The sequence below is a fragment of the Enterobacter cloacae complex sp. FDA-CDC-AR_0132 genome (assembly GCF_003010695.1).
Classification (GTDB): Bacteria; Pseudomonadota; Gammaproteobacteria; order Enterobacterales; family Enterobacteriaceae; genus Enterobacter; species Enterobacter ludwigii.
The window spans coordinates 3,871,778-3,891,536 of sequence record NZ_CP027618.1 but is presented as its reverse complement, the minus strand read 5'-3'; the positions used below and the strand labels follow the sequence as shown (position 1 = coordinate 3,891,536).

The window sequence follows — 19,759 nt, the reverse complement described above, 5'->3', positions numbered from 1 at the left end:
TCCTCTTAAGCCACTTTGCAGGCGTGTTGTTTTTCCGCGTGCGCCAGTGCGGCTTCACGCACCCACGCCCCGTCTTCCCAGGCTTTACGTTTGGCAGCCAGACGTTCGTGGTTACAGATACCGCGCCCGTTAATGACCTCATCAAACTCGTGCCAGTCGATCTCGCCAAAGCGGTAGTGACCGCTCTCTTCGTCAAAACACAGGTCAGGATCCGGAACCGTCATGCCCAGCATTTCTACCTGCGGAACCGTGTTGTCGACAAAGCGCTGGCGAAGTTCGTCATTGCCGAAGCGTTTGATTTTCCAGGCGAGGCTGCGAGCGCTGTTCGGCGAGTTGTCATCGTTTGGGCCGAACATCATCAGAGCGGGCCACCAGAAGCGGTTAATGGCGTCCTGCAGCATCTGGCGTTGGGCGTCACTCCCCTGCGCAAGCGCCATACAGGCTTCAAAGCCCTGACGCTGGTGGAAACTCTCTTCTTTACAGATTTTCACCATCGCGCGGGCATAGGGGCCATATGAGGTACGGCAGAGCGCCACCTGGTTGACGATCGCCGCACCGTCCACCAGCCAGCCGATCACCCCGATATCCGCCCAGCTCAGGGTCGGGTAGTTGAAGATGGAGGAGTATTTCATCTTGCCGTCGAGCATCTTCTGGTAGATGTCTTCCCGCGCGCAGCCCAGCGTCTCGGCCGCGCTGTAGAGGTACAAACCGTGCCCGGCTTCGTCCTGCACTTTCGCCAGCAGGATCGCTTTGCGGCGCAGCGTCGGCGCGCGGGTGATCCAGTTTCCTTCCGGCAGCATGCCGACAATTTCGGAGTGCGCGTGCTGACCAATCTGGCGGATCAACGTCTTACGATAGGCATCAGGCATCCAGTCCTGAGGCTCAATCGCCGTCTCCTGCGCTATGCGCTGCTCAAAGCGTTGTTCTTGCGTCACGTCATCACCTTTATGATTCGATTATTTACCACTTAAAGTGAAATACTGAATCACTTCATTTCTTAAAAGTTACACAAAGGTTAAATATAACCCCAAGAAATGTTTCCCTATTTTGTGATGGTGCTCGCAAGGCTTTTTGCACTAGGCCTGCACAACGGGGCTTCCGGCCTTCCACTTCATTACGCTGGATCACAATGTTAACAATTCATTAAAACTCAGCTTGCTTTTTATGATTCATGATTAAACTATTGATAGTGAAATTACGTAACACTTGGAGATAAGCGATGCAGCAGTTAGCCAGCTTCTTATCCGGCACCTGGCAGTCTGGCCGGGGCCGCGAACGTACTATCCATCACGCCATCAGTGGCGAAGCGCTGTGGTCCGTGACCAGCGAAGGGCTGGACATGGCGGATGCACGTCGCTATGCGATCGCGCGTGGCGGCGAAGCCCTGCGCGCCATGACCTTTATCGACCGGGCCGCCATGCTGAAGGCGGTGGCGAAACATCTGCTTAGTGAGAAAGAGACGTTCTATGCCCTGTCTGCCCAGACCGGGGCGACCCGAGCGGATGGCTGGGTGGATATTGAGGGTGGGATCGGGACGCTGTTCACCTATGCCAGCCTGGGGAGTCGCGAGCTGCCTGATGACACACTCTGGCCGGAAGATGAGCTGATCCCGTTGTCGAAGGAAGGCGGCTTTGCTGCGCGTCACGTACTGACGTCAAAATCGGGCGTGGCGGTCCATATCAACGCCTTTAATTTCCCGTGCTGGGGAATGCTGGAAAAACTGGCGCCCACCTGGCTTGCGGGGATGCCTGCCATTATCAAACCCGCCACCGCCACCGCGCAGGTCGCGCAGGCGATGGTGAAAGCGATTGTGGAGAGCGGTCTGGTGCCGGACGGTGCTATCAGCCTTGTCTGCGGCGGCGCGGGCGATCTGCTGAATCATCTCGACAGCCAGGATGTGGTGACCTTTACCGGCTCCGCCAGCACCGGCCAGAGCCTGCGCATTCACCCGAATATCGTGGCGAATTCCATTCCATTTACCATGGAAGCCGACTCCCTCAACTGCTGCGTTCTGGGGGAGGATGTGACGCCGGAACAGCCAGAATTCGCACTGTTTATTCGCGAAGTGGTACGCGAAATGACCGCCAAGGCAGGGCAAAAATGTACCGCCATCCGCCGCATAATTGTGCCTCAGGATCGGATGGATGCCGTCAGCCAGGCGCTGATCGCGCGGCTGCAAAACGTGGTCGTCGGCGACCCGGCAGAGGACGGGGTGAAGATGGGTGCGCTGGTGAACGGCGAGCAACGCGCGGACGTGCAGGAGAAAGTCGATCTGTTGATTGCGGCGGGTTGCCAGGTCAGACTCGGCGGAAAAGCCGATCTGCAGGCTGCGGGGGCATTCTTCCCGCCGACGCTGCTTTTCTGCCCACAGCCAGATGAAACCCCCGCCGTGCATTGCACCGAAGCCTTCGGGCCGGTCGCCACGCTGATGCCCTCCCGCAATTCAGACCACGCGATGCAGCTGGCACGGGCGGGTGGCGGGAGTCTGGCCGGTACGCTGGTCACCGCCGACCCGGCTATCGCCCGCCAGTTTATTGCCGGCGCGGCGCGGGCGCACGGACGAATTCAGATCCTTAACGCCGAATCCGCCAGGGAGTCCACCGGACACGGCTCTCCGCTGCCGCAACTGGTGCACGGCGGTCCTGGCCGCGCAGGTGGCGGTGAAGAGCTGGGAGGACTGCGTGCGGTGAAGCACTATCTGCAGCGCACCGCCATTCAGGGCAGCCCGACCATGCTTGCCACCATCGGCAAACAGTGGGTACGGGGTGCTGCGGTTCATGAAGATCGCGTTCATCCGTTCCGGAAATACTTTGAAGAACTGCAGCCGGGCGACAGCCTGCTGACCCCGCGCCGCACCCTGACGGAAGCCGATATCGTTAACTTTGCCTGCCTGAGCGGCGATCACTTCTACGCCCATATGGACAAAATCGGCGCGGCAGAATCCATCTTTGGCGAACGGGTGGTACACGGTTACTTCCTGATCTCTGCCGCGGCGGGTCTGTTTGTTGATGCCGGCGTTGGGCCGGTGATTGCCAACTACGGCATGGAAAACCTGCGCTTTATCGAACCGGTTAAGCCGGGCGATACCATTCAGGTGCGCCTCACCTGTAAACGTAAAACGCTCAAGAAACAACGGACCGCCGATGAGAAGCCAACCGGCGTGGTCGAATGGGCCGTTGAGATCTTTAACCAGCACCAGCAGGCGGTCGCGCTCTACTCCATCCTGACGCTGGTGGCGCGCCAGCACGGCGACTTCTGACACGTTCCTCTCTCGCACGTTGACCGGGGTGTGATATCGCCCCGGTCTTTTTTTAACCTGGCAAGACTAACAAATAACCTGGCAGATGCAGGCAAACGCTTTTCTCGGGCGCCTGTCAGGATAAGGCTGTCACAACACAATAAACACAACAAGATGAGGTCTACGATGGGAAGCAATTCTTCTTTTTCTGCCCGTAGAACGGCACTGGCTATGGCCGTTGCGCTGTGTTGCGCCTGGCAATCACCTGTTTTCGCACACGGCAGTGAGGCGCATATGGTCCCGATGGACAAAACGCTGCAGGCGTTTGGCGCCGATGTGCAGTGGGATGATTACGCACAGATGTTCACCCTTGCGAAGGACGGGGCATATGTGAAGGTCAAGCCCGGCGCGAAAACCGCTATTGTGAACGGCAAAACCCTCACGCTGCAGGTGCCGGTGGTCATGAAAGGCAAAAAAGCGTTCATCTCCGAGACCTTCATCAACGACGTTTTCCAGTCGGGTCTCGACCAGACCTTCCAGGTTGAAAAACGCCCTCACCCGCTAAACGCGCTAACGGCTGACGAAATTAAGCAAGCCGTGGAGATTGTGAAAGGCTCTGCGGATTTTAAACCGAACACCCGCTTCACCCAGATAGCCCTGGCCGAACCCGAGAAAGCCAAAGTGTGGGACTTTGTGCTCAACGGCACGGCGGTGGACTCTCCCCGCCAGGCGAACATCACCATGCTGGACGGGAAACACGTTATTGAAAGTCTGGTGGACCTGAAGGATAACAAGATCCTACGCTGGGACGCCATTAAAGATGCCCACGGCATGGTGCTGCTGGATGATTTTGCGACCGTTCAGCAGATCATCAACGAGAGTGCAGAGTTTGCCGAGGTTCTGAAAAAGCGCGGCATTACCGATACGAAGAAAGTGATCACCACGCCACTGACCGTCGGCTATTTCGACGGCAAAGATGGCCTGAAACAGGAAGACCGGCTGCTGAAAGTGGTGAGCTATCTGGACGTGGGCGACGGCAACTACTGGGCGCACCCGATTGAGAACCTGGTGGCAGTGGTCGACCTTGAGCAGAAGAAGATCCAGAAGATTGAAGAAGGTGCCGTTGTGCCGGTGCCGATGACGCCGCGTCCGTATGATGGACGTGATCGCATTAACACGCCGAAAAAACCGCTTAACATCATTGAGCCGGAAGGCAAAAACTACACCATCACCGGCGATATGATTCACTGGCAGAACTGGGATTTCCATCTGAGTCTGGATTCCCGCGTGGGCCCAATGATTTCTACCGTCACCTACAATGACAACGGCAAAAAACGCCAGATTATGTATCAGGGCTCCCTGGGCGGGATGATCGTCCCTTACGGTGACCCTGACGTGGGCTGGTACTTTAAAGCCTATCTGGATTCCGGCGATTACGGCATGGGCACCCTGACCTCTCCGCTGGTGCGCGGCAAAGACGTGCCGTCCAACGCCGTGATGCTCAATGAAACCATTGCCGATTATACCGGTGCGCCGATGGAGATCCCCCGCGCCATCGCCATTTTTGAACGCTACGCAGGACCGGAATATAAACACCAGGAGATGGGTCAGCCTAACGTCAGTACCGAGCGGCGCGAGCTGGTGGTTCGCTGGGTGAGCACCGTTGGCAACTACGACTACATTTTCGACTGGGTATTCCACGAAAATGGCACCATCGGGATTGATGCCGGTGCAACGGGGATTGAGGCGGTGAAAGGCGTACAGGCGAAAACGATGCATGACCCTACTGCCAAAGACGATACCCGATACGGCACATTAATTGATCACAACATCGTCGGGACCACCCACCAGCACATCTATAACTTCCGTCTCGATATGGATGTGGATGGCATCAACAACACGCTGGTGGCAATGGATCCACAAGTGAAACCGAACACCGCTGGCGGCCCGCGAACCAGCACCATGCAGATCAATCAGTACGCTATTGATACCGAGCAGCAGGCGGCGCAGAAATTTGACCCGGGCACCATTCGTCTGCTGAGCAACACCAGTAAAGAGAACCGCATGGGGAACCCAATTTCGTATCAGATAATCCCTTACGCCGGGGGGACGCACCCGGTGGCGACCGGCGCGAAGTTCGCCCCGGACGAGTGGATCTATCACCGCCTGAGCTTTATGGATAAACAGCTGTGGGTCACGCGTTACCATCCGGATGAGATGTACCCGGAGGGCAAATTCCCAAACCGCTCAACCCACGATACGGGGCTTGGCAAATACAGCAAAGATAACGAGTCGCTAAACGATCAGGATGACGTCGTCTGGATGACCACCGGCACAACCCACGTCGCGCGCGCCGAAGAGTGGCCAATCATGCCAACGGAATGGGTGCATACCCTGCTCAAACCGTGGAACTTCTTCGACGAAACGCCGACACTCGGCAGGAAAAAAGACGCGCAGAAATAAAAACAGACCGGGCGTAATGCCCGGTTTTTTATTCGTTTATTTGCTGAATATCTCATCCTGATTATAGTTATTTTACTCCACACATTCCGATAGCATCTTTTGAAACATTTTCAGCCAGGACGCGAAGTTTTCACAAACGACGTAGTACTTTCTCTGAGAGGTTTTAAATGAAATTGAATCTGATTGTCAGAAGTTTCGTGCTGGCTGGAATGATCATGTCCAACAGTCCCTCTTATGCGGCGGAAGCACCAAAGGACGCGTCTGCCGCAACACAACAAGCCAACAATGCCCTTTTTAACCAGCTTCCTTTCTCCGATAACACTGATTTTACCAATGCCCATAAAGGATTTATCGCTCCACTTCCTCAGGACGTTATCAAAGGCGAACAAGGCAATGTCATCTGGGATCCCCAACAGTATTCATTTATTAAAGAAGGTGATAAATCGCCGGATTCGGTAAACCCCAGTTTATGGCGTCAATCCCAGCTGATTAATATCAGCGGTCTGTTTGAAGTTACCGAAGGGGTATATCAGATCCGCAATCTCGATCTGTCAAATATGACCATCATCGAAGGCAAAGAAGGGATTACCGTCGTCGATCCGCTGGTCTCAGCAGAAACCGCCAAAGTCGGCATGGATCTTTATTACAAAAATCGCGGCCAAAAACCGGTCGTGGCGGTGATTTATACCCACAGTCATGTTGACCACTATGGCGGTGTGCGGGGTGTGGTTGATGAAGCCGACGTGAAGGCTGGCAAGGTAAAAGTTTATGCCCCTTCCGGATTTATGGAGGCGGCGGTTGCGGAAAATATCATGGCGGGCAACGTTATGAGTCGTCGCGCTAGTTATATGTATGGCAACCTGCTGAAGCCTGATGCAAAAGGACAAGTGGGTGCGGGTCTGGGGACGACCACGTCCGCCGGTACCGTCACCCTTATCGCACCGACTAACATCATTGAAAAAGACGGACAAAAAGAGGTCATTGACGGGCTGACCTACGATTTTATGCTGGCCCCCGGCTCTGAAGCACCTTCAGAGATGCTCTGGTTTATCGAAGAGAAAAAAATCATTGAATCCGCAGAGGATGTGACCCATACGCTGCATAACACCTACTCGCTGCGCGGCGCAAAAATTCGTGAACCGCTGCCCTGGTCAAAATATATTAACCAGGCGATTGTGCGCTGGGGCGATAAAGCCGACATCATCATGGCACAGCATCACTGGCCAACCTGGGGCAATGATAATGTCGTCGCACTGCTGAAGAGCCAGCGCGACCTCTACCGTTACATCAACGACCAGACGTTACGCATGGCGAATGAAGGCCTGACGCGTGATGAGATCGCCGCTAATTTCAAACTCCCGGATTCCCTCGCCCATACCTGGGCTAATCGCGGTTACTACGGTTCTGTCAGCCATGACGTTAAAGCCACCTATGTGCTCTATCTGGGCTGGTTCGACGGTAATCCCGCCACGCTGGATGAACTGCCTCCTGAAGAGGCTGCGAAGAAATTTGTTGAGTATATGGGCGGCGCGGAGGCCATTCTGAACAAAGCGAAAACTGACTTTGATCAGGGCAACTATCGCTGGGTGGCGCAGGTCGTGAGTAAAGTGGTGTTTGCCGACCCAAACAATCAGGCCGCGCGTAATCTCGAAGCAGATGCGCTGGAACAGCTGGGTTATCAGGCGGAATCCGGCCCGTGGCGTAACTTCTACCTGACCGGCGCGCAAGAGCTGCGTAACGGCGTAGTGAAAGGCCCGACCCCGAACACCGCCAGCCCGGATACCGTGCGGGCGATGACGCCAGAGATGTTCTTCGACTACCTTGCCGTTCATATCAATGGCCAAAAAGCCGGCGATGCCAAATCGGTGTTTAACATCGATCTGGGCAGCGATGGCGGCAAATACAAACTTGAACTGGAAAACGGCGTGCTGAACCACACGGCAAATGCCGAAGCGAAAGACGCTGACGCTACGCTTACCCTGAACCGTGATACCCTGAATAAAATTATCCTGAAAGAAGTCACGCTGAAACAGGCGCAGGACAGTGGCGATATCAAGATCAGCGGCGACAGTGCCAAACTGGACGCTATGCTTGGCTATATGGATAAGTTCGATTTCTGGTTTAATATTGTGACACCGTAACGGTGCAAAACAGACGGGCGGTCCTTCCGCCCGTTCCTGCTTCACTTGCTCCCAGGAAAGGGTAAAGAGCATTTATGGAAAAAAGAAAAAAAACGACGCCAGAGCGGGCTGCCTGGCCGACGCGTCAGGCGATGGTCATGCACGGGCTGGCGATGAACCTGCCGTGGCTGGCATTCGTCAACATCAGCTTCGCCGTGATGATCCTGCTGCGCCACGTCTCGCTTAAGCCCGACGACCCCCTCTACCTCCGGTCGCTGCCTCTGCTGAAGTTTATCGATGCCTCGATGTTCGGCATTATTATTCTGTCAGCTGCGTTAATCATCATGGCCTGGCGACGTATTGCCGGCATCAGCGTGGTGCTCTTTTTCTGTAGCGTCATCTGGTCGATATCCTGTTTCTGGTTTATCACCGATCTGTTGCTGCCTCACGTCTGGCCCCTGTGCGCGATTCTGTTACTCGCCGGGTTGACGGCGCTCTACTTTTACCCCCGTGGGTTACTCGCCTTCGTGATCCCGCTCTGGGTCACGCTACCGGTCGCAAGCTGGGTACTCAATGATGGTGTCAACCTTCACTTTGCCGCCGTCTGGACCGTCTTTACGCTGATTTTGCTCTGCGGGCGTTTCATCCTGATAAGCTGGTTTGATGAGGCCTGGCGACGTAACCAGCAAAACCAGCTGTTGATTTCGCGGCTGGAAGCGCTGGCGCATCAGGATCCGTTAACCCAGACCGCCAACCGTCGCAAGATGGAAGTGGTGCTGGAGAATGCCGTTGAGCAGAAAAAAGCCTTCTCGCTGATTATGCTGGATATAGATTATTTCAAACTTTACAACGACACCTATGGTCACCAGGCCGGTGACGAATGCTTGACCCGCGTGGCGCAGGTGCTCCGGCAGTCGGTGCGAACACCTGACGATGTCGTTTCTCGCTACGGCGGTGAAGAGTTTGTGGTGATCCTCTTTGATTGCCCGGAAAACACAGTCGAAAAAGTTGCCATGCGTATTCAGGACGGCCTGCGCGCGGAGGCAATAGCGCACGATGCCTCAAAAATCAGCGATCGCGTCACCGTAAGCATGGGCATTGCAGGAATGGCAGAGGGTCTGGCGGGGACGGAGATTATCGCCCGCGCCGATGAGGCGCTGTACCGGGCGAAAGCGGCCGGACGGGACCGCTGGTCACGATAGCCGTGTCGGGTGGCCGTTGCGCCAGCCCGACACGCTTTGTTTTAATACCGTACACATACCGATTTGGTTTCACACCAGCCATCCAGCCAGTCCGGGCCGAAATCGCGCCCGGTGCCGGACTGCTTCATGCCACCAAACGGCAGGTTGGCGTCGATCAGCGTATGGCTGTTCACCCAGACGGTTCCCGCCTGCAGCCGGTCGGTGTATTCCAGCGCCTTGCTGATATTTTGCGTCCAGACGCTGGCCGTCAGCCCATATTCGGTGTCGTTGGCCAGCGCCAGCGCTTCTTCGCCATCCGCGACGCGCACCAGGTTGACCACCGGGCCGAACACTTCTTCGCGGGTGAGTCGCAGCGCGGCATCCGGGTTCACCACCAGCGTCGGCGACACGTAATAACCTTTGCCATCCGGCCCCCGGTTACCGGTGATCAACTCCGCATTGCGCGATTTTGCCTCGTCGAGGAAGGTCTGCACTTTATCGCAGTGCGCGCGCGAGACCAGCGGGTTGATGAACGCCTCCGGCGACATGCCCGGCCCGACGCTGAGGGATTTCACCGCCTGCTCAAACCCGCTGACCAGCGAGTCAAACAGCGGCGCTTCAATATAGATACGGGAGCTCGCCGCACAAACCTGCCCCTGATTCAGGAAGCTGCCGGTCATCAGACCTTCAATTACCCAGGCCGGGTCAGCATCTTTCAGCACGATAGCCGGGTTTTTACCCCCCAGCTCCAGCGTCACCCCCGTGAGCGTATCCGCCGCCGCGCGGGCAATTTGCTTGCCTGTCGCCGTTGAGCCAGTAAAGCTCACTTTGGCAATATGCGGATGTGAGGTCAGCGCGGCACCGCACACCGCACCGCTTCCCGTGACCACATTAAACACCCCGTCAGGGATGCCCGCTTCACTTGCCAGTTCCGCCACGCGCAGCATGGTGAGCGGCGTGGTTTCTGAAGGCTTAATGACAATGGAACACCCCGCCGCCAGCGCAGGCATGACTTTCCACATCCCGATCATCAGCGGGAAGTTCCACGGCACAATCCCGGCCACCACGCCAACCGGCTCTTTGCGCGTCCACGCCTGATAGCGGGCCCCCTGCGGTAAGGGGATGGAGAGGTCGAGGGTTTTACCGGCAATTTTCGTGGTAAGCCCTGCGGTATAGCGCATCCAGTTCAGGGTGCAGCCCACTTCAAAAGCGCGGGAGATATGAATGGATTTCCCCTGCTCCAGCGTCTCAAGCTGGGCCAGCTCTTCGCTGTGCTGTTCAACCAGATCGGCGAAATGCAGCAGGATACGCTCACGCTCCGCCGGTAATTTTCCGGCCCAGCTACGGGCAACAAACGCACGCCAGCCGGACATCACGGCACGGTCGACATCATCAACGCTGGCATCGGCGGTGGAGGCGATGACGTCGCCCGTTGCCGGATTATAGACATTGAGCCGCTTTTCACTGTCCGACGCAGCCTGACGCCCTTCAATCCACAGGCCATGATGTCGGTCTAAAAACTGCTGTACGGCAGGCTGAACGGCTACCTGAGATTCAGACATAGGGTACTCCTTCGTTTTTATTCGCAGGGTGTTAATGCAGTCTAAGAGGGGTTTTGGATTCTCGCTTTTGTCTCTGTGACATTCGCTTTGCCACCTGTGACAGGCTCCGCAAATCGTGATAATTCCGTCTTATAACGCTGTTACCGGTGAGTGTTCTTTCCTATAGTCAGCCTCATAGCTCTGACAAAATGCAACACAAATGCAACAATGCAAAAACATTGACGGTGCAGCGAGATAAGCGATGGCGTGTGCAAGCGAAGAGGAACAGTATCAACAGTGGCTGGCACAAATTAACCAGGTCTGCGGGCGTTTTAATGCGCGTCCGCTGGAGGGGGAATTCGTCGGCGAACTGGAAACCAGCTATGCCCGTAGCCTGAAGTTAAGCACCGTAACCGCAGGTGGCGTTAACCTGTTCCGCTCCCGCCATGAGATTAACGACAGTAACGATGCCTGGTTCTACACCGTATTTCAGCTGGAGGGCAGCGCGGAGATTGAACAGGACGACCGCCGCGCGGTGCTGAAGACCGGCGATATCACGCTGCTTGATGCTTCCCGCCCGTGCTCCATTGCCTGGCATGAAAAATCCCGCCAGATTTCGCTGCTGGTTCCGCGCCAGATTATTGAGCAACAGTGTCGTTTTCAGGAGGTAAGCTGCGCGCTCACCCTTTCGCGCACGCTGCCCACCGTTCAGTTAAGCCACCACCTGCTGATGGAAAGTATGGGGAATGCCGATCTGAGTGACCGGGAGAGTGAAGCGGCGCTGGAGGCGATGATCTGTCTGCTTCGCCCCGCGTTCCAGCAGCGCGACGTGGCTCAGCCACGTAAAGAACGCCTGTTCCGCAATGTGCTGTCATTGATTGACGATCATATTCAGTCTGAGTCACTGCGACCGGAATGGATTGCCGCACAGAGCGGGATGTCGGTGCGAAGCCTCTACCGCATGTTTGCTGATAAGGGGCTGGTGGTCGCCCAGTACATTAAAAACCGCCGTCTCGACCTGTGCGCACAAGTGTTGCGCTCCGCCAGCGATGATGAAAAGCTGGCGGGCATTGGCTACAGCTGGGGCTTTTCCGACCACAGCCATTTTTCAACCGCTTTTAAGCAACGTTTTGGCGTCTCGCCTGGCGAATATCGTAAGCGCTTTCGCTAACTACTTCTTCAGCCATTTCCCGTTGATGCCTTTCACGTACTCGCCCGGCTGGGCGCGGGCAACCAGCTTTTGCCCTGCCATTTTCGCCACTTCATCCACCGGCAGATTGTTGCTGTCAGCCAGCTTCTGATAGCTTTCCGTGCGCGCGGCGTTAATGCGATTGACCAGCGCCAGGGTTTCCGCATCCTGTTTGATTGGCGCAAGATAACCGCTCAGGGTTTCCCCCACGCGCCCCTGCGTCCGGGCGTCATTTAAGGTCAGCGTTGCCGCCTGCACGTTCATGCCGAGCGCCAGTAACATCAGAGCTAATCGTTTCATGGCATCCTCAGAACAGATCGCTGCGTGATTTCAACAGGGTTTCAACGTCTTTATCGACCTTAATGTGGATCTGATGTTCGATTTTGACATTCATATTGATGGTAATCGGCTCCTTCGGCGCGGCGACTTCAATGCGCGGCGTACAGCCGGTCAGTAGCGCGGCAACGGCAACGGTGAGCACACCAGCCATCTTTTTCATTGTTGTTCCTCACTTTCCTTGCCAGTCGAACTGCGGATACCAGGTATTGCCGCGTGTTGCTCAAACCAGGTTTGCAGGTTGTCTCCAAAACGCAGGCTACGCCAGAGGGTAAAGACATTCTCTTCATGGGTATAGTTCAGATTAACGTAGCTGCTTTTACCCTCTACCCGGCTGGTTCCCTTAAGGGTCGCCTGCATGGTTAATTCACCCAGATTATCTAAATTGATTCTTGTCCACGAGCGAGAAATTTCCATATAGCGCAGCCAGTTAATTGCGGCGCCCGCCACCATATTATCTTTTACGATGGCGTCCGCCGTGTCTTTATCGATACGCAGCGTCATCGGGCCGGGGTTGGTCAGCCAGCCATCTTTGATGATCCATTTTTCATTGTCCAGCCAGAACGGCAGCGCCCCGCTCACCGGGCCAGACATCGCAAACTGCTTCGGATTAACGGCACTGATCAGCTCGCTGGAGGAGATATTGTCTACCCGCAACAGCGCCGGATCGTGTTGCGGCATCCTCAACTGCTGCATGGTGATTTTTCCGCCGAGGGTTTCCACCTTCACATTGGTGAGCAGAAGCGGGTTCGCCTCACTCCAGGGGTAGTCACCCTGCAGGTCCGCCGTGATATTCCGCGCGGTCACCAGGTTTACCACCTCGCCAATCCGCAAGGTTACCGGGCCGCGCGTTCCCAGCGACCAGGTGCCCTCACTAAACCGGAACGGCAGGACAAAGTCGACGCCGTTGATCTGGTTGTCTGGCATCCAGGCGCTACCGGCTTTCAGTACGCCGTGACCGCCCGCCTCAAAGCCCTGACCCGCGGCCGCCGAGAAGGCCACCTGCGCATACAGTTCGCCGTCACGCAGCGTCATTTTCCAGTCTGGCGGGATCAACGGCTGGAACACGGTGAGCGATTGTTTCGGCCACCAGGCTTGCCCGCGAAGGCGTTCCCCGTCCCAGCGTCCGTTCACCTGTACCGGTCCGATAGCATCAGCATGCAGATCGCCCTTGAACTGGAACAGTGTCGGGTCTGTTCCGTCTACGCTGAAGGTCAGCACCGACGGCGGCAATACGCTGCCACCGCTGAAACGGGTTTGCCCGGCATTCAGCGACAGCGCTCCGCTGAACGTCGGCTTGTCAGGATCGCGATACCAGCGCACCGGGTTATCCAGCACCAGACGGGGTTTACTGACCTCCATGGCACCGTACTTGAGCTGGTCAAAACCGGTTGAAAGCGCGGTCAGCTCAATAAGTTTGTCGCGCCATTCGCCTTTTCCGGCAACATCCCAGCGCGCATTCATTGGGGTGAAGCCCCCTTTGCCCCAGTAGCGCCACTGCCACAAGCCGTTGTCGGGTAAAAAGTCACTGGCCTGGCCATCCAGATGCAGTTCAAAATCACCCATCTCGTTCTCGTGCGCCCGCAAAATGGCCTGCAGGCGTCCATCGACACCCTTTTGGGTCAGCCTGACGCCCGCCAGCGGCCAGCGAATTTCATCAATATCCAGTGAATCGATAATGCGACCACGTGAGCGCAGCAGCGCGCCCGGCTCAAAGGAGAGCTGCGGTTCATACAGGCTTCCGGTCAGTTTTGCCGGCAGTCTGGCATAGAGCACCAGGTCGTTATGTTTCGCCTCGCCGCTCAGATGAAGCGGCATGTCGCTTTGTTCCATACTGAGCCTGCCCGGTCCGATATTCAGCACCGCGTTACCCTTCCCCGCATCCCCTTGAGTGAGCACATTCAGACGCCCGGTCAGGGTCGCTTTCTCAAGCCCCGCCTGCCAGTTATCGACACGAAGGCCAACCCGCCCGCTCAGCGGCATGCCGGAAAGGTTCCAGTTCCAGCGTCCGTCACTGATATTCAGCTGTTCCGCGGTTATTTGCCACGGCAGATCGAGCAGCGGATCGGGGTTATCCCGCGCCATGACCACCAGTTGCCCCTGATTGGCTTCCCAGTCGAGATCGGCATCGACCAGCGAGGTTAACTGTGGCACGTTAAAGGTCGCAACCGCATGGCCTTTAACCGGCACGCCGTCCGGCACCAGCGGCAGGGTGAATTGTCCCACCAGTTTTATCGGCTGTGGCTGGTCGGGAAGTTGTACATCGAACTGTGTGACAGAGAGGGTCTGACCGCGGAGCATCCCTTTAATGCTGACCTGCTCACCTTTGTAGGCAATCTCCTGACGCGCGGGCGTCAGCGACGCCTGAAGTTCTCCCTGCCACTGCTGCCAGGGCGAGAGCGTCAGACGATGGACAGTAAGCCAGGTATTCGGTAACACCGCCTGCCACTGCGCCAGCGTTTTGGGCGCGACCGTGGACGGTGCGGACTGGGGAATTTTATTGAGGCAAACGGAGTTCAGTTCGAGCGCGCCGATATCCAGTTTCCAGCGGCTGGGGTGCGACAGGGTCGCGTTATCGACTCGGGCAATTTCGCAGTCATCCACAAGATAGCGAAGATCGGGGATGATCAGGGCATGACGCGTGAGTCTGGGACTTTGTTCAAAGGCGATGCGTGTCCCGACAGGAAGCCAGATCCCGGCAAGGGTTGGTACCCACTGGGCAAGGGTCATCAGCAGCGTCAGCGGCACCAGAATGAACAGCAGTAAGAGCGCGATTGCGGCTTTGTATGTACCCCTCATGGGCAGTTAATATCCTGATTTAGCGAAAGAATTAAGCCGACAGTGCCGATCATTGTCGCATGTTTAGCCAGTCAGTTGAAGAGAATGCCAAATTTAAGGATAGATGCTCTGACCGTATGCGCTAAAAATTTTATTATACTTAACGTCAATAAGTCATCTTAAATTCAATGGGTTAGACTGTATTTCAAGATGACTTTCAGCGTTGTAACGTCAAAAGTTAGAATTTGTTGCGCGGCATTGCCAGCAGGTAAACCATCGCAAAAACCAGGGAACCCCAGTACACCGAGTCATATAGAAAAGGATCAAAATCTATGTGCAAAAATCCATTCACAAACTCATGCCCATTCGCAAAAATGTTTATCTGTACGGCAGCGACTGCAATCACGAGCAATGTATAAGCAATGAAGAGAGGGTATTTGCGGAGTCGGTTGATTTTTATCTTCCCCAGATACAGGAGGACAAAAATTGCAATAGATACAATAAAATAGCAAAAAGCGGGCCACATAGGTGGATTTAGGGATAACTCAAGTTGTGGTGACATAATCAATTCTCTTTAGCAATCTGGTACATCTGCCATCCTGTAACGCTTCCACTTCGCCCACCTTCTGACACCTCCGCCCCAGGGTGCATCAAATCTATACTTAAGCAGGGGTGTATATTGAATATCATAGAGTTAACGGGTAAAGATGCTCTAAAATAATTGATAGAACTTATTGAATTCAATAATATTTCAGAAATTGTAAGATAATTTTAATCATGCTAACGTGAATGCAAAATCACTGGAGAAAGTCTTATGAAACTCGCGGTATATAGCACAAAGCAGTACGACAAAAAGTATCTGCAACATGTTAACGAGGCTTACGGGTTTGAGCTTGAATTTTTCGACTTTCTGCTGTCCGAAAAAACCGCCAAAACGGCGCACGGCTGTGAAGGCGTTTGCATTTTTGTGAATGATGATGGCAGCCGTCCGGTGCTGGAAGAGTTGAAAAAACAGGGCGTGAAATATATCGCCCTGCGCTGCGCTGGCTTCAACAACGTGGATCTTGATGCCGCAAAAGAGCTGGAGCTGAAGGTGGTCCGCGTCCCGGCATATTCTCCGGAAGCGGTCGCGGAACATGCCATCGGTATGATGATGTCGCTGAACCGTCGTATTCACCGTGCTTATCAGCGTACCCGTGACGCCAACTTCTCTCTGGAAGGGCTGACCGGCTTTACCATGTACGGTAAAACCGCGGGCGTTATCGGTACCGGTAAGATTGGCGTCGCCGCCCTGCGCATTCTGAAAGGGTTTGGTATGCGTTTGCTGGCGTTTGATCCGTACCCAAGCGCTGCCGCGCTGGATCTGGGCGTGGAATATGTCGACCTGCCGACGCTGTTTTCACAGTCTGACGTTATCTCCCTGCACTGCCCGCTGACGCCGGAAAACTACCACCTGCTCAACCAGGCGGCGTTTGACCAAATGAAAGATGGTGTGATGATCATCAACACCAGCCGCGGCGGGTTGATTGATTCCCAGGCCGCTATTGAAGCGCTGAAGACCCAGAAGATTGGCGCGCTGGGGATGGACGTGTATGAGAATGAGCGCGATCTGTTCTTTGAAGACAAATCTAATGACGTGATCCAGGACGACGTATTCCGCCGTCTGTCTGCCTGCCATAACGTCCTGTTCACCGGACACCAGGCGTTTCTGACTGCCGAAGCGCTGATCAGCATTTCAGAAACCACGCTGGGGAACTTGCAGCAGCTGGAAAAGGGTGAAGAGTGCCCTAACGCTATCGTGTAAACCTATGTGCCGGGTGCGGCTCTGCCCTGCCCGGCCAGCTACGCCCGGTCTGGTGTCCAGCTCCGGTGAGCAAAGCGCCACCAGAGCAGGACAGCCAGCAGCGCAATGGCGCTGAGCACACTAAAGGCCGTCGCAAAAGAGTAATGACCGGCAATTGTGCCGGTTAACGCCGGGCTCATTGCTGCCCCGACACCCTGCATCAGCATTACCACACTCTGCCCGGCATTCACGTGCCCACTCCCGCGCAACAGCACCACGATAAACGACGGCACGACAACGCCCAGGATCCCCGCGGCCAGACCATCAAGAATTTGTACCGGGATCATCATCAACGGGGCGTCTGTGGAGGCTGCCAGTGCCGCCCGAACGGGCATAATAAGCAGGGCCAGCATGATGAAACGCCAGTAACCGTAGCGCTCAATTCGGCCTGCCACCCCCATGGCGACGGGGATCATCACCGCCTGAGAAATGATGACGGTGGCCGCCGCAAATAATCCGGGATTGATTGTTGCCGGTGCCGCAGCAACCCTCATGCTCAGCATCGGCAGCAGTGCGGCATTGGCCAGATGGAACAGCAGCAGCGTCAGCCCGGTTATCAACAGCGCCCGGTTTTTAATCAGCACCGCGACGCCGGGGACCGGTTGACGGGCTGAAGAGGTCAACCCTCGCGCCGCATCGTTGTCGATATCTGTATGACGAATGGCAAGCAGCGCGCACAACGTCAGAAGCGTCGTACAGGTCATCAGCAGGAAAATGCCCCCGACGCCCCAGAACCAGGCAATGCCGCCCGCAATCACCGCCGTCAGGAAATTGCCGGCGTGGTTGAACGCCTCGTTCTTCCCCATCTGCGCGCTAAACCCGCCCGGGCCCGTCAGACCCAGCGTAATACCCGCAATCAGTGGCCCCACAAACGCCGCGCAGATACCGGTGATAATTTGCGAGACGGCGACGACGCCGCTCTGCTGACTAAACCAGAGCAGCAGCGTACTCAGCGTAATGGCGATACAAAGCAGTGCCAGAACCGAACGCTTATTGCGGGAGGTATCCGTAATAAATCCCGCCGGCAGCGTTGCCAGTAATCCCGCCAGCCCCCCGGCGGTCATCAGGATGCCGATATCATCCGGGGTCCAGTGACGTTCCGTCAGGAAGATGCCGAGAAAGGGCCCGAGGCCATCGCGAACATCAGCAATGAAAAAACTTGTCAGGCACAACGCCCGCAGTGAACGAAGAGACATACTTCCTGCCTTTTGCTTATTGGCTGGCTCTGTTAGCGACGGCCTGTACGTTCGACGCCCTGTTAAAATCACGATGCAGTATACCGGAGCGTGTTGAAGCTAAAATGACCACTCCACTCTTCTGCCGCGGCAAACTCTTTTTATAGAACTTCACGCTTTCCAGATACGCCCATTTATGGGAGTATTTAGGAATTGATTGTTTCCTAAATGATGAACACAATGTCTGAGAAGCTACAGAACGCACGCGAGCGCGGACGTCCGCGGCAGTTTGATCTCGATGCGGCCCTGGATCTGGCGATGCCGGTATTCAGAGAAAAGGGTTACCACAGCGCGTCGATAAGTGACCTGAGCGACGCGATGCAGCTCACTGCGGGCAGTATTTATAAAGCCTTTCACGATAAACGTGGCCTGTTTCTGCAGGTATTCGCACGTTATACCTCCCTGCGCAATCAATCGTTGCGCGAGCGTCTGGCGCGACAACCTGATGGCCGGGCCAAAATAGCCGAGCTGCTGAACTTTTATCTTGAATCGGCCAGCGCTGTCGAAGGGCGCCGCGGTTGCCTGGTGGTCGGCAGCACCCTTGAACTCAGCCAGTTTGACGGCGAAATTGCCGGGCTGGTGCAGAGCGCGCTTGCGCGAAATCAGCACGCGATCCTCCAGCTGATTGAACAGGGTATGCAGGACGGTTCGGTAAATTCACGACACGACGCGCAGGCGTTGAGCGGCGTTCTGCTGTGCGTGGTCCTGGGAATGCGTGTGGCGGGCAAAGCCGGCGAATTACCGGCACGCGAACGGCTGGTAGAGACGGTGATGGCGCTACTCGCCTAAAAAATTTACCCATAAAGGAAATAATCATTTCCTAAATAGCTGGAGGTAGTCATGTCTGAGAATTCAATCCCCCTTCCGTGGTCACAGCCTGTCGCGGGCTTGCCCGGTTTTGCGCACTATTACTCAACGGTCGATGGGGTTCGTCTGCACTATGTCAGAGGCGGACAGACGCAAGGTGAAACAATCGTGCTGCTTGCAGGCTTCCCGCAAAGCGGATTTGCCTGGCATAAGGTGATGGCTCTTTTAGCCGATCGTTACGATATCATCGCACTCGACCTCCCGGGCCAGGGCGACTCCGATAAGCCACAGTCTGGCTACGATACTCTTACGCTTGCCAGTTCGGTTTTTGGGCTGGTGCAGGCACTTGGGATTACAAGACATTACCTGGCCGCCCACGATGTAGGTGCATGGGTTGCCTGGCCGTATGCCCTGCGTTATGCACAGCAGGTAATCAAGCTGGCTCTGCTTGATGCCGGTATCCCGGGTATTACTTTGCCGGACGCCCTGCCCGCGACGCCAGAAAAAGCCTGGAAAACCTGGCACTTCGCGTTTCATCTTCTCCCCGACCTGCCGGAAGCCTTAATTAGCGGGCGTGAAGAGATTTACCTCGAATGGTTCCTGCGGCGAAAAACCGCCAGTCCGATGGCCTTTAGCGATGCGGATATCGCCCGGTATGTCCGCCTGATGCAGCAAAACGGGGCGCTGCGTGCCGGGCTGGCCCCTTACAGAGAAGCGGCGGTCTCCGCTGTTCAGAACCGGACGCTGGCTGAAACGCAAAAACTTCGGGTGCCGCTGCTGGCCGTCAGTGCCGATCAGGGTTCGATTGCCGATATGGCTGCCCCGCTTCGCCAGTTTGCAGAGACGGTGAGTGGCATTACGCTTGCTCATTGCGGTCATTTCATTCCGGATGAACAACCTCAGGCACTGAGTGAGGCCCTGGCAAACTTTTTCCGTTAACAGGAAGCGCACGGTGTTGATCACTGCTGGCACCGTGCCCTGCTTCATCAACAAAGACAATTGCTGTCGCCATAAAATAAACCTCGCTC

The 19,759-nt window shown here is 55.8% G+C and carries 15 protein-coding genes; 8 read left to right on the top strand and 7 right to left on the bottom strand.

Annotated elements, in window-relative coordinates; genetic code table 11:
- Positions 1 to 5 precede the first annotated feature (5 nt).
- Positions 6 to 935, bottom strand: a complete 930-nt coding sequence (paaA, locus tag AM379_RS18905) for a 1,2-phenylacetyl-CoA epoxidase subunit PaaA (protein ID WP_106504075.1) — start codon at positions 933 to 935, stop codon at positions 6 to 8.
- Positions 936 to 1,219: 284 nt separating this feature from the next.
- Here paaA and paaZ point away from each other — a divergent pair, with 284 nt between their 5' ends.
- From paaZ to AM379_RS18885, 4 genes are all read left to right on the top strand, one after another.
- Positions 1,220 to 3,259 carry a phenylacetic acid degradation bifunctional protein PaaZ gene (paaZ, locus tag AM379_RS18900; RefSeq protein ID WP_106504074.1) on the top strand — a complete coding sequence of 680 codons (2,040 nt, stop codon included), beginning with the start codon at positions 1,220 to 1,222 and terminating at the stop codon, positions 3,257 to 3,259.
- Positions 3,260 to 3,424: 165 nt separating this feature from the next.
- Positions 3,425 to 5,701: a primary-amine oxidase gene (tynA, locus tag AM379_RS18895; protein WP_032678081.1), complete on the top strand. Its 2,277-nt coding sequence runs from the start codon at positions 3,425 to 3,427 to the stop codon at positions 5,699 to 5,701.
- A gap of 167 nt (positions 5,702 to 5,868) precedes the next feature.
- The gene (locus tag AM379_RS18890) at positions 5,869 to 7,842 is read left to right on the top strand and encodes an alkyl/aryl-sulfatase (protein ID WP_032678080.1); all 1,974 of its coding nucleotides are present in this window, start codon (positions 5,869 to 5,871) and stop codon (positions 7,840 to 7,842) included.
- 74 nt (positions 7,843 to 7,916) lie between these two features.
- Positions 7,917 to 9,023, top strand: a complete 1,107-nt coding sequence (locus tag AM379_RS18885; protein ID WP_032678079.1) for a GGDEF domain-containing protein — start codon at positions 7,917 to 7,919, stop codon at positions 9,021 to 9,023.
- Between the two features lie 41 nt (positions 9,024 to 9,064).
- On the opposite strand, the gene AM379_RS18880 is transcribed toward AM379_RS18885, so the two are convergent.
- On the bottom strand, positions 9,065 to 10,564 hold the full coding sequence (locus AM379_RS18880) for an aldehyde dehydrogenase family protein (protein WP_032678078.1): 1,500 nt from the start codon (positions 10,562 to 10,564) through the stop codon (positions 9,065 to 9,067).
- A 241-nt stretch (positions 10,565 to 10,805) separates the two neighbouring features.
- On the opposite strand from AM379_RS18880, the gene feaR reads away from it, so the two are divergent.
- Entirely contained in the window at positions 10,806 to 11,714 is a 909-nt protein-coding gene (gene feaR, locus AM379_RS18875) for a transcriptional regulator FeaR (RefSeq protein WP_014169920.1), read from the top strand.
- Here feaR and AM379_RS18870 read toward each other — a convergent pair whose 3' ends face one another.
- The 4 genes from AM379_RS18870 to AM379_RS18855 all read right to left on the bottom strand — a co-directional run bounded on the left by AM379_RS18870 (position 11,715) and on the right by AM379_RS18855 (position 15,408).
- The gene (locus tag AM379_RS18870) at positions 11,715 to 12,032 is read right to left on the bottom strand and encodes a YdbL family protein (protein WP_014169919.1); all 318 of its coding nucleotides are present in this window, start codon (positions 12,030 to 12,032) and stop codon (positions 11,715 to 11,717) included.
- Between the two features lie 7 nt (positions 12,033 to 12,039).
- Positions 12,040 to 12,231, bottom strand: a complete 192-nt coding sequence (locus AM379_RS18865; RefSeq protein ID WP_106504073.1) for a YnbE family lipoprotein — start codon at positions 12,229 to 12,231, stop codon at positions 12,040 to 12,042.
- A complete protein-coding gene (locus tag AM379_RS18860) occupies positions 12,228 to 14,867 on the bottom strand; it encodes a YdbH family protein (protein WP_104439956.1) in 2,640 nt (879 codons plus the stop codon). The genes AM379_RS18865 and AM379_RS18860 overlap by 4 nt, the downstream gene beginning before the upstream one ends.
- A 217-nt stretch (positions 14,868 to 15,084) precedes the next feature.
- Positions 15,085 to 15,408 carry a hypothetical protein gene (locus AM379_RS18855; protein ID WP_049022804.1) on the bottom strand — a complete coding sequence of 108 codons (324 nt, stop codon included), beginning with the start codon at positions 15,406 to 15,408 and terminating at the stop codon, positions 15,085 to 15,087.
- 252 nt (positions 15,409 to 15,660) lie between these two features.
- Between AM379_RS18855 and AM379_RS18850 the strand changes: the two genes are divergently transcribed.
- Positions 15,661 to 16,650 (top strand): 2-hydroxyacid dehydrogenase, encoded by a 990-nt coding sequence (locus tag AM379_RS18850; RefSeq protein WP_106504072.1) that lies wholly within the window; start codon positions 15,661 to 15,663, stop codon positions 16,648 to 16,650.
- Between the two features lie 38 nt (positions 16,651 to 16,688).
- On the opposite strand, the gene AM379_RS18845 is transcribed toward AM379_RS18850, so the two are convergent.
- On the bottom strand, positions 16,689 to 17,885 hold the full coding sequence (locus AM379_RS18845) for an MFS transporter (protein ID WP_106504071.1): 1,197 nt from the start codon (positions 17,883 to 17,885) through the stop codon (positions 16,689 to 16,691).
- A gap of 219 nt (positions 17,886 to 18,104) precedes the next feature.
- On the opposite strand from AM379_RS18845, the gene AM379_RS18840 reads away from it, so the two are divergent.
- A complete protein-coding gene (locus tag AM379_RS18840) occupies positions 18,105 to 18,713 on the top strand; it encodes a TetR/AcrR family transcriptional regulator (protein ID WP_072255854.1) in 609 nt (202 codons plus the stop codon).
- Positions 18,714 to 18,764: 51 nt separating this feature from the next.
- A complete protein-coding gene (locus tag AM379_RS18835) occupies positions 18,765 to 19,670 on the top strand; it encodes an alpha/beta fold hydrolase (RefSeq protein WP_106504069.1) in 906 nt (301 codons plus the stop codon).
- The last annotated feature ends 89 nt before the right edge of the window (positions 19,671 to 19,759 follow it).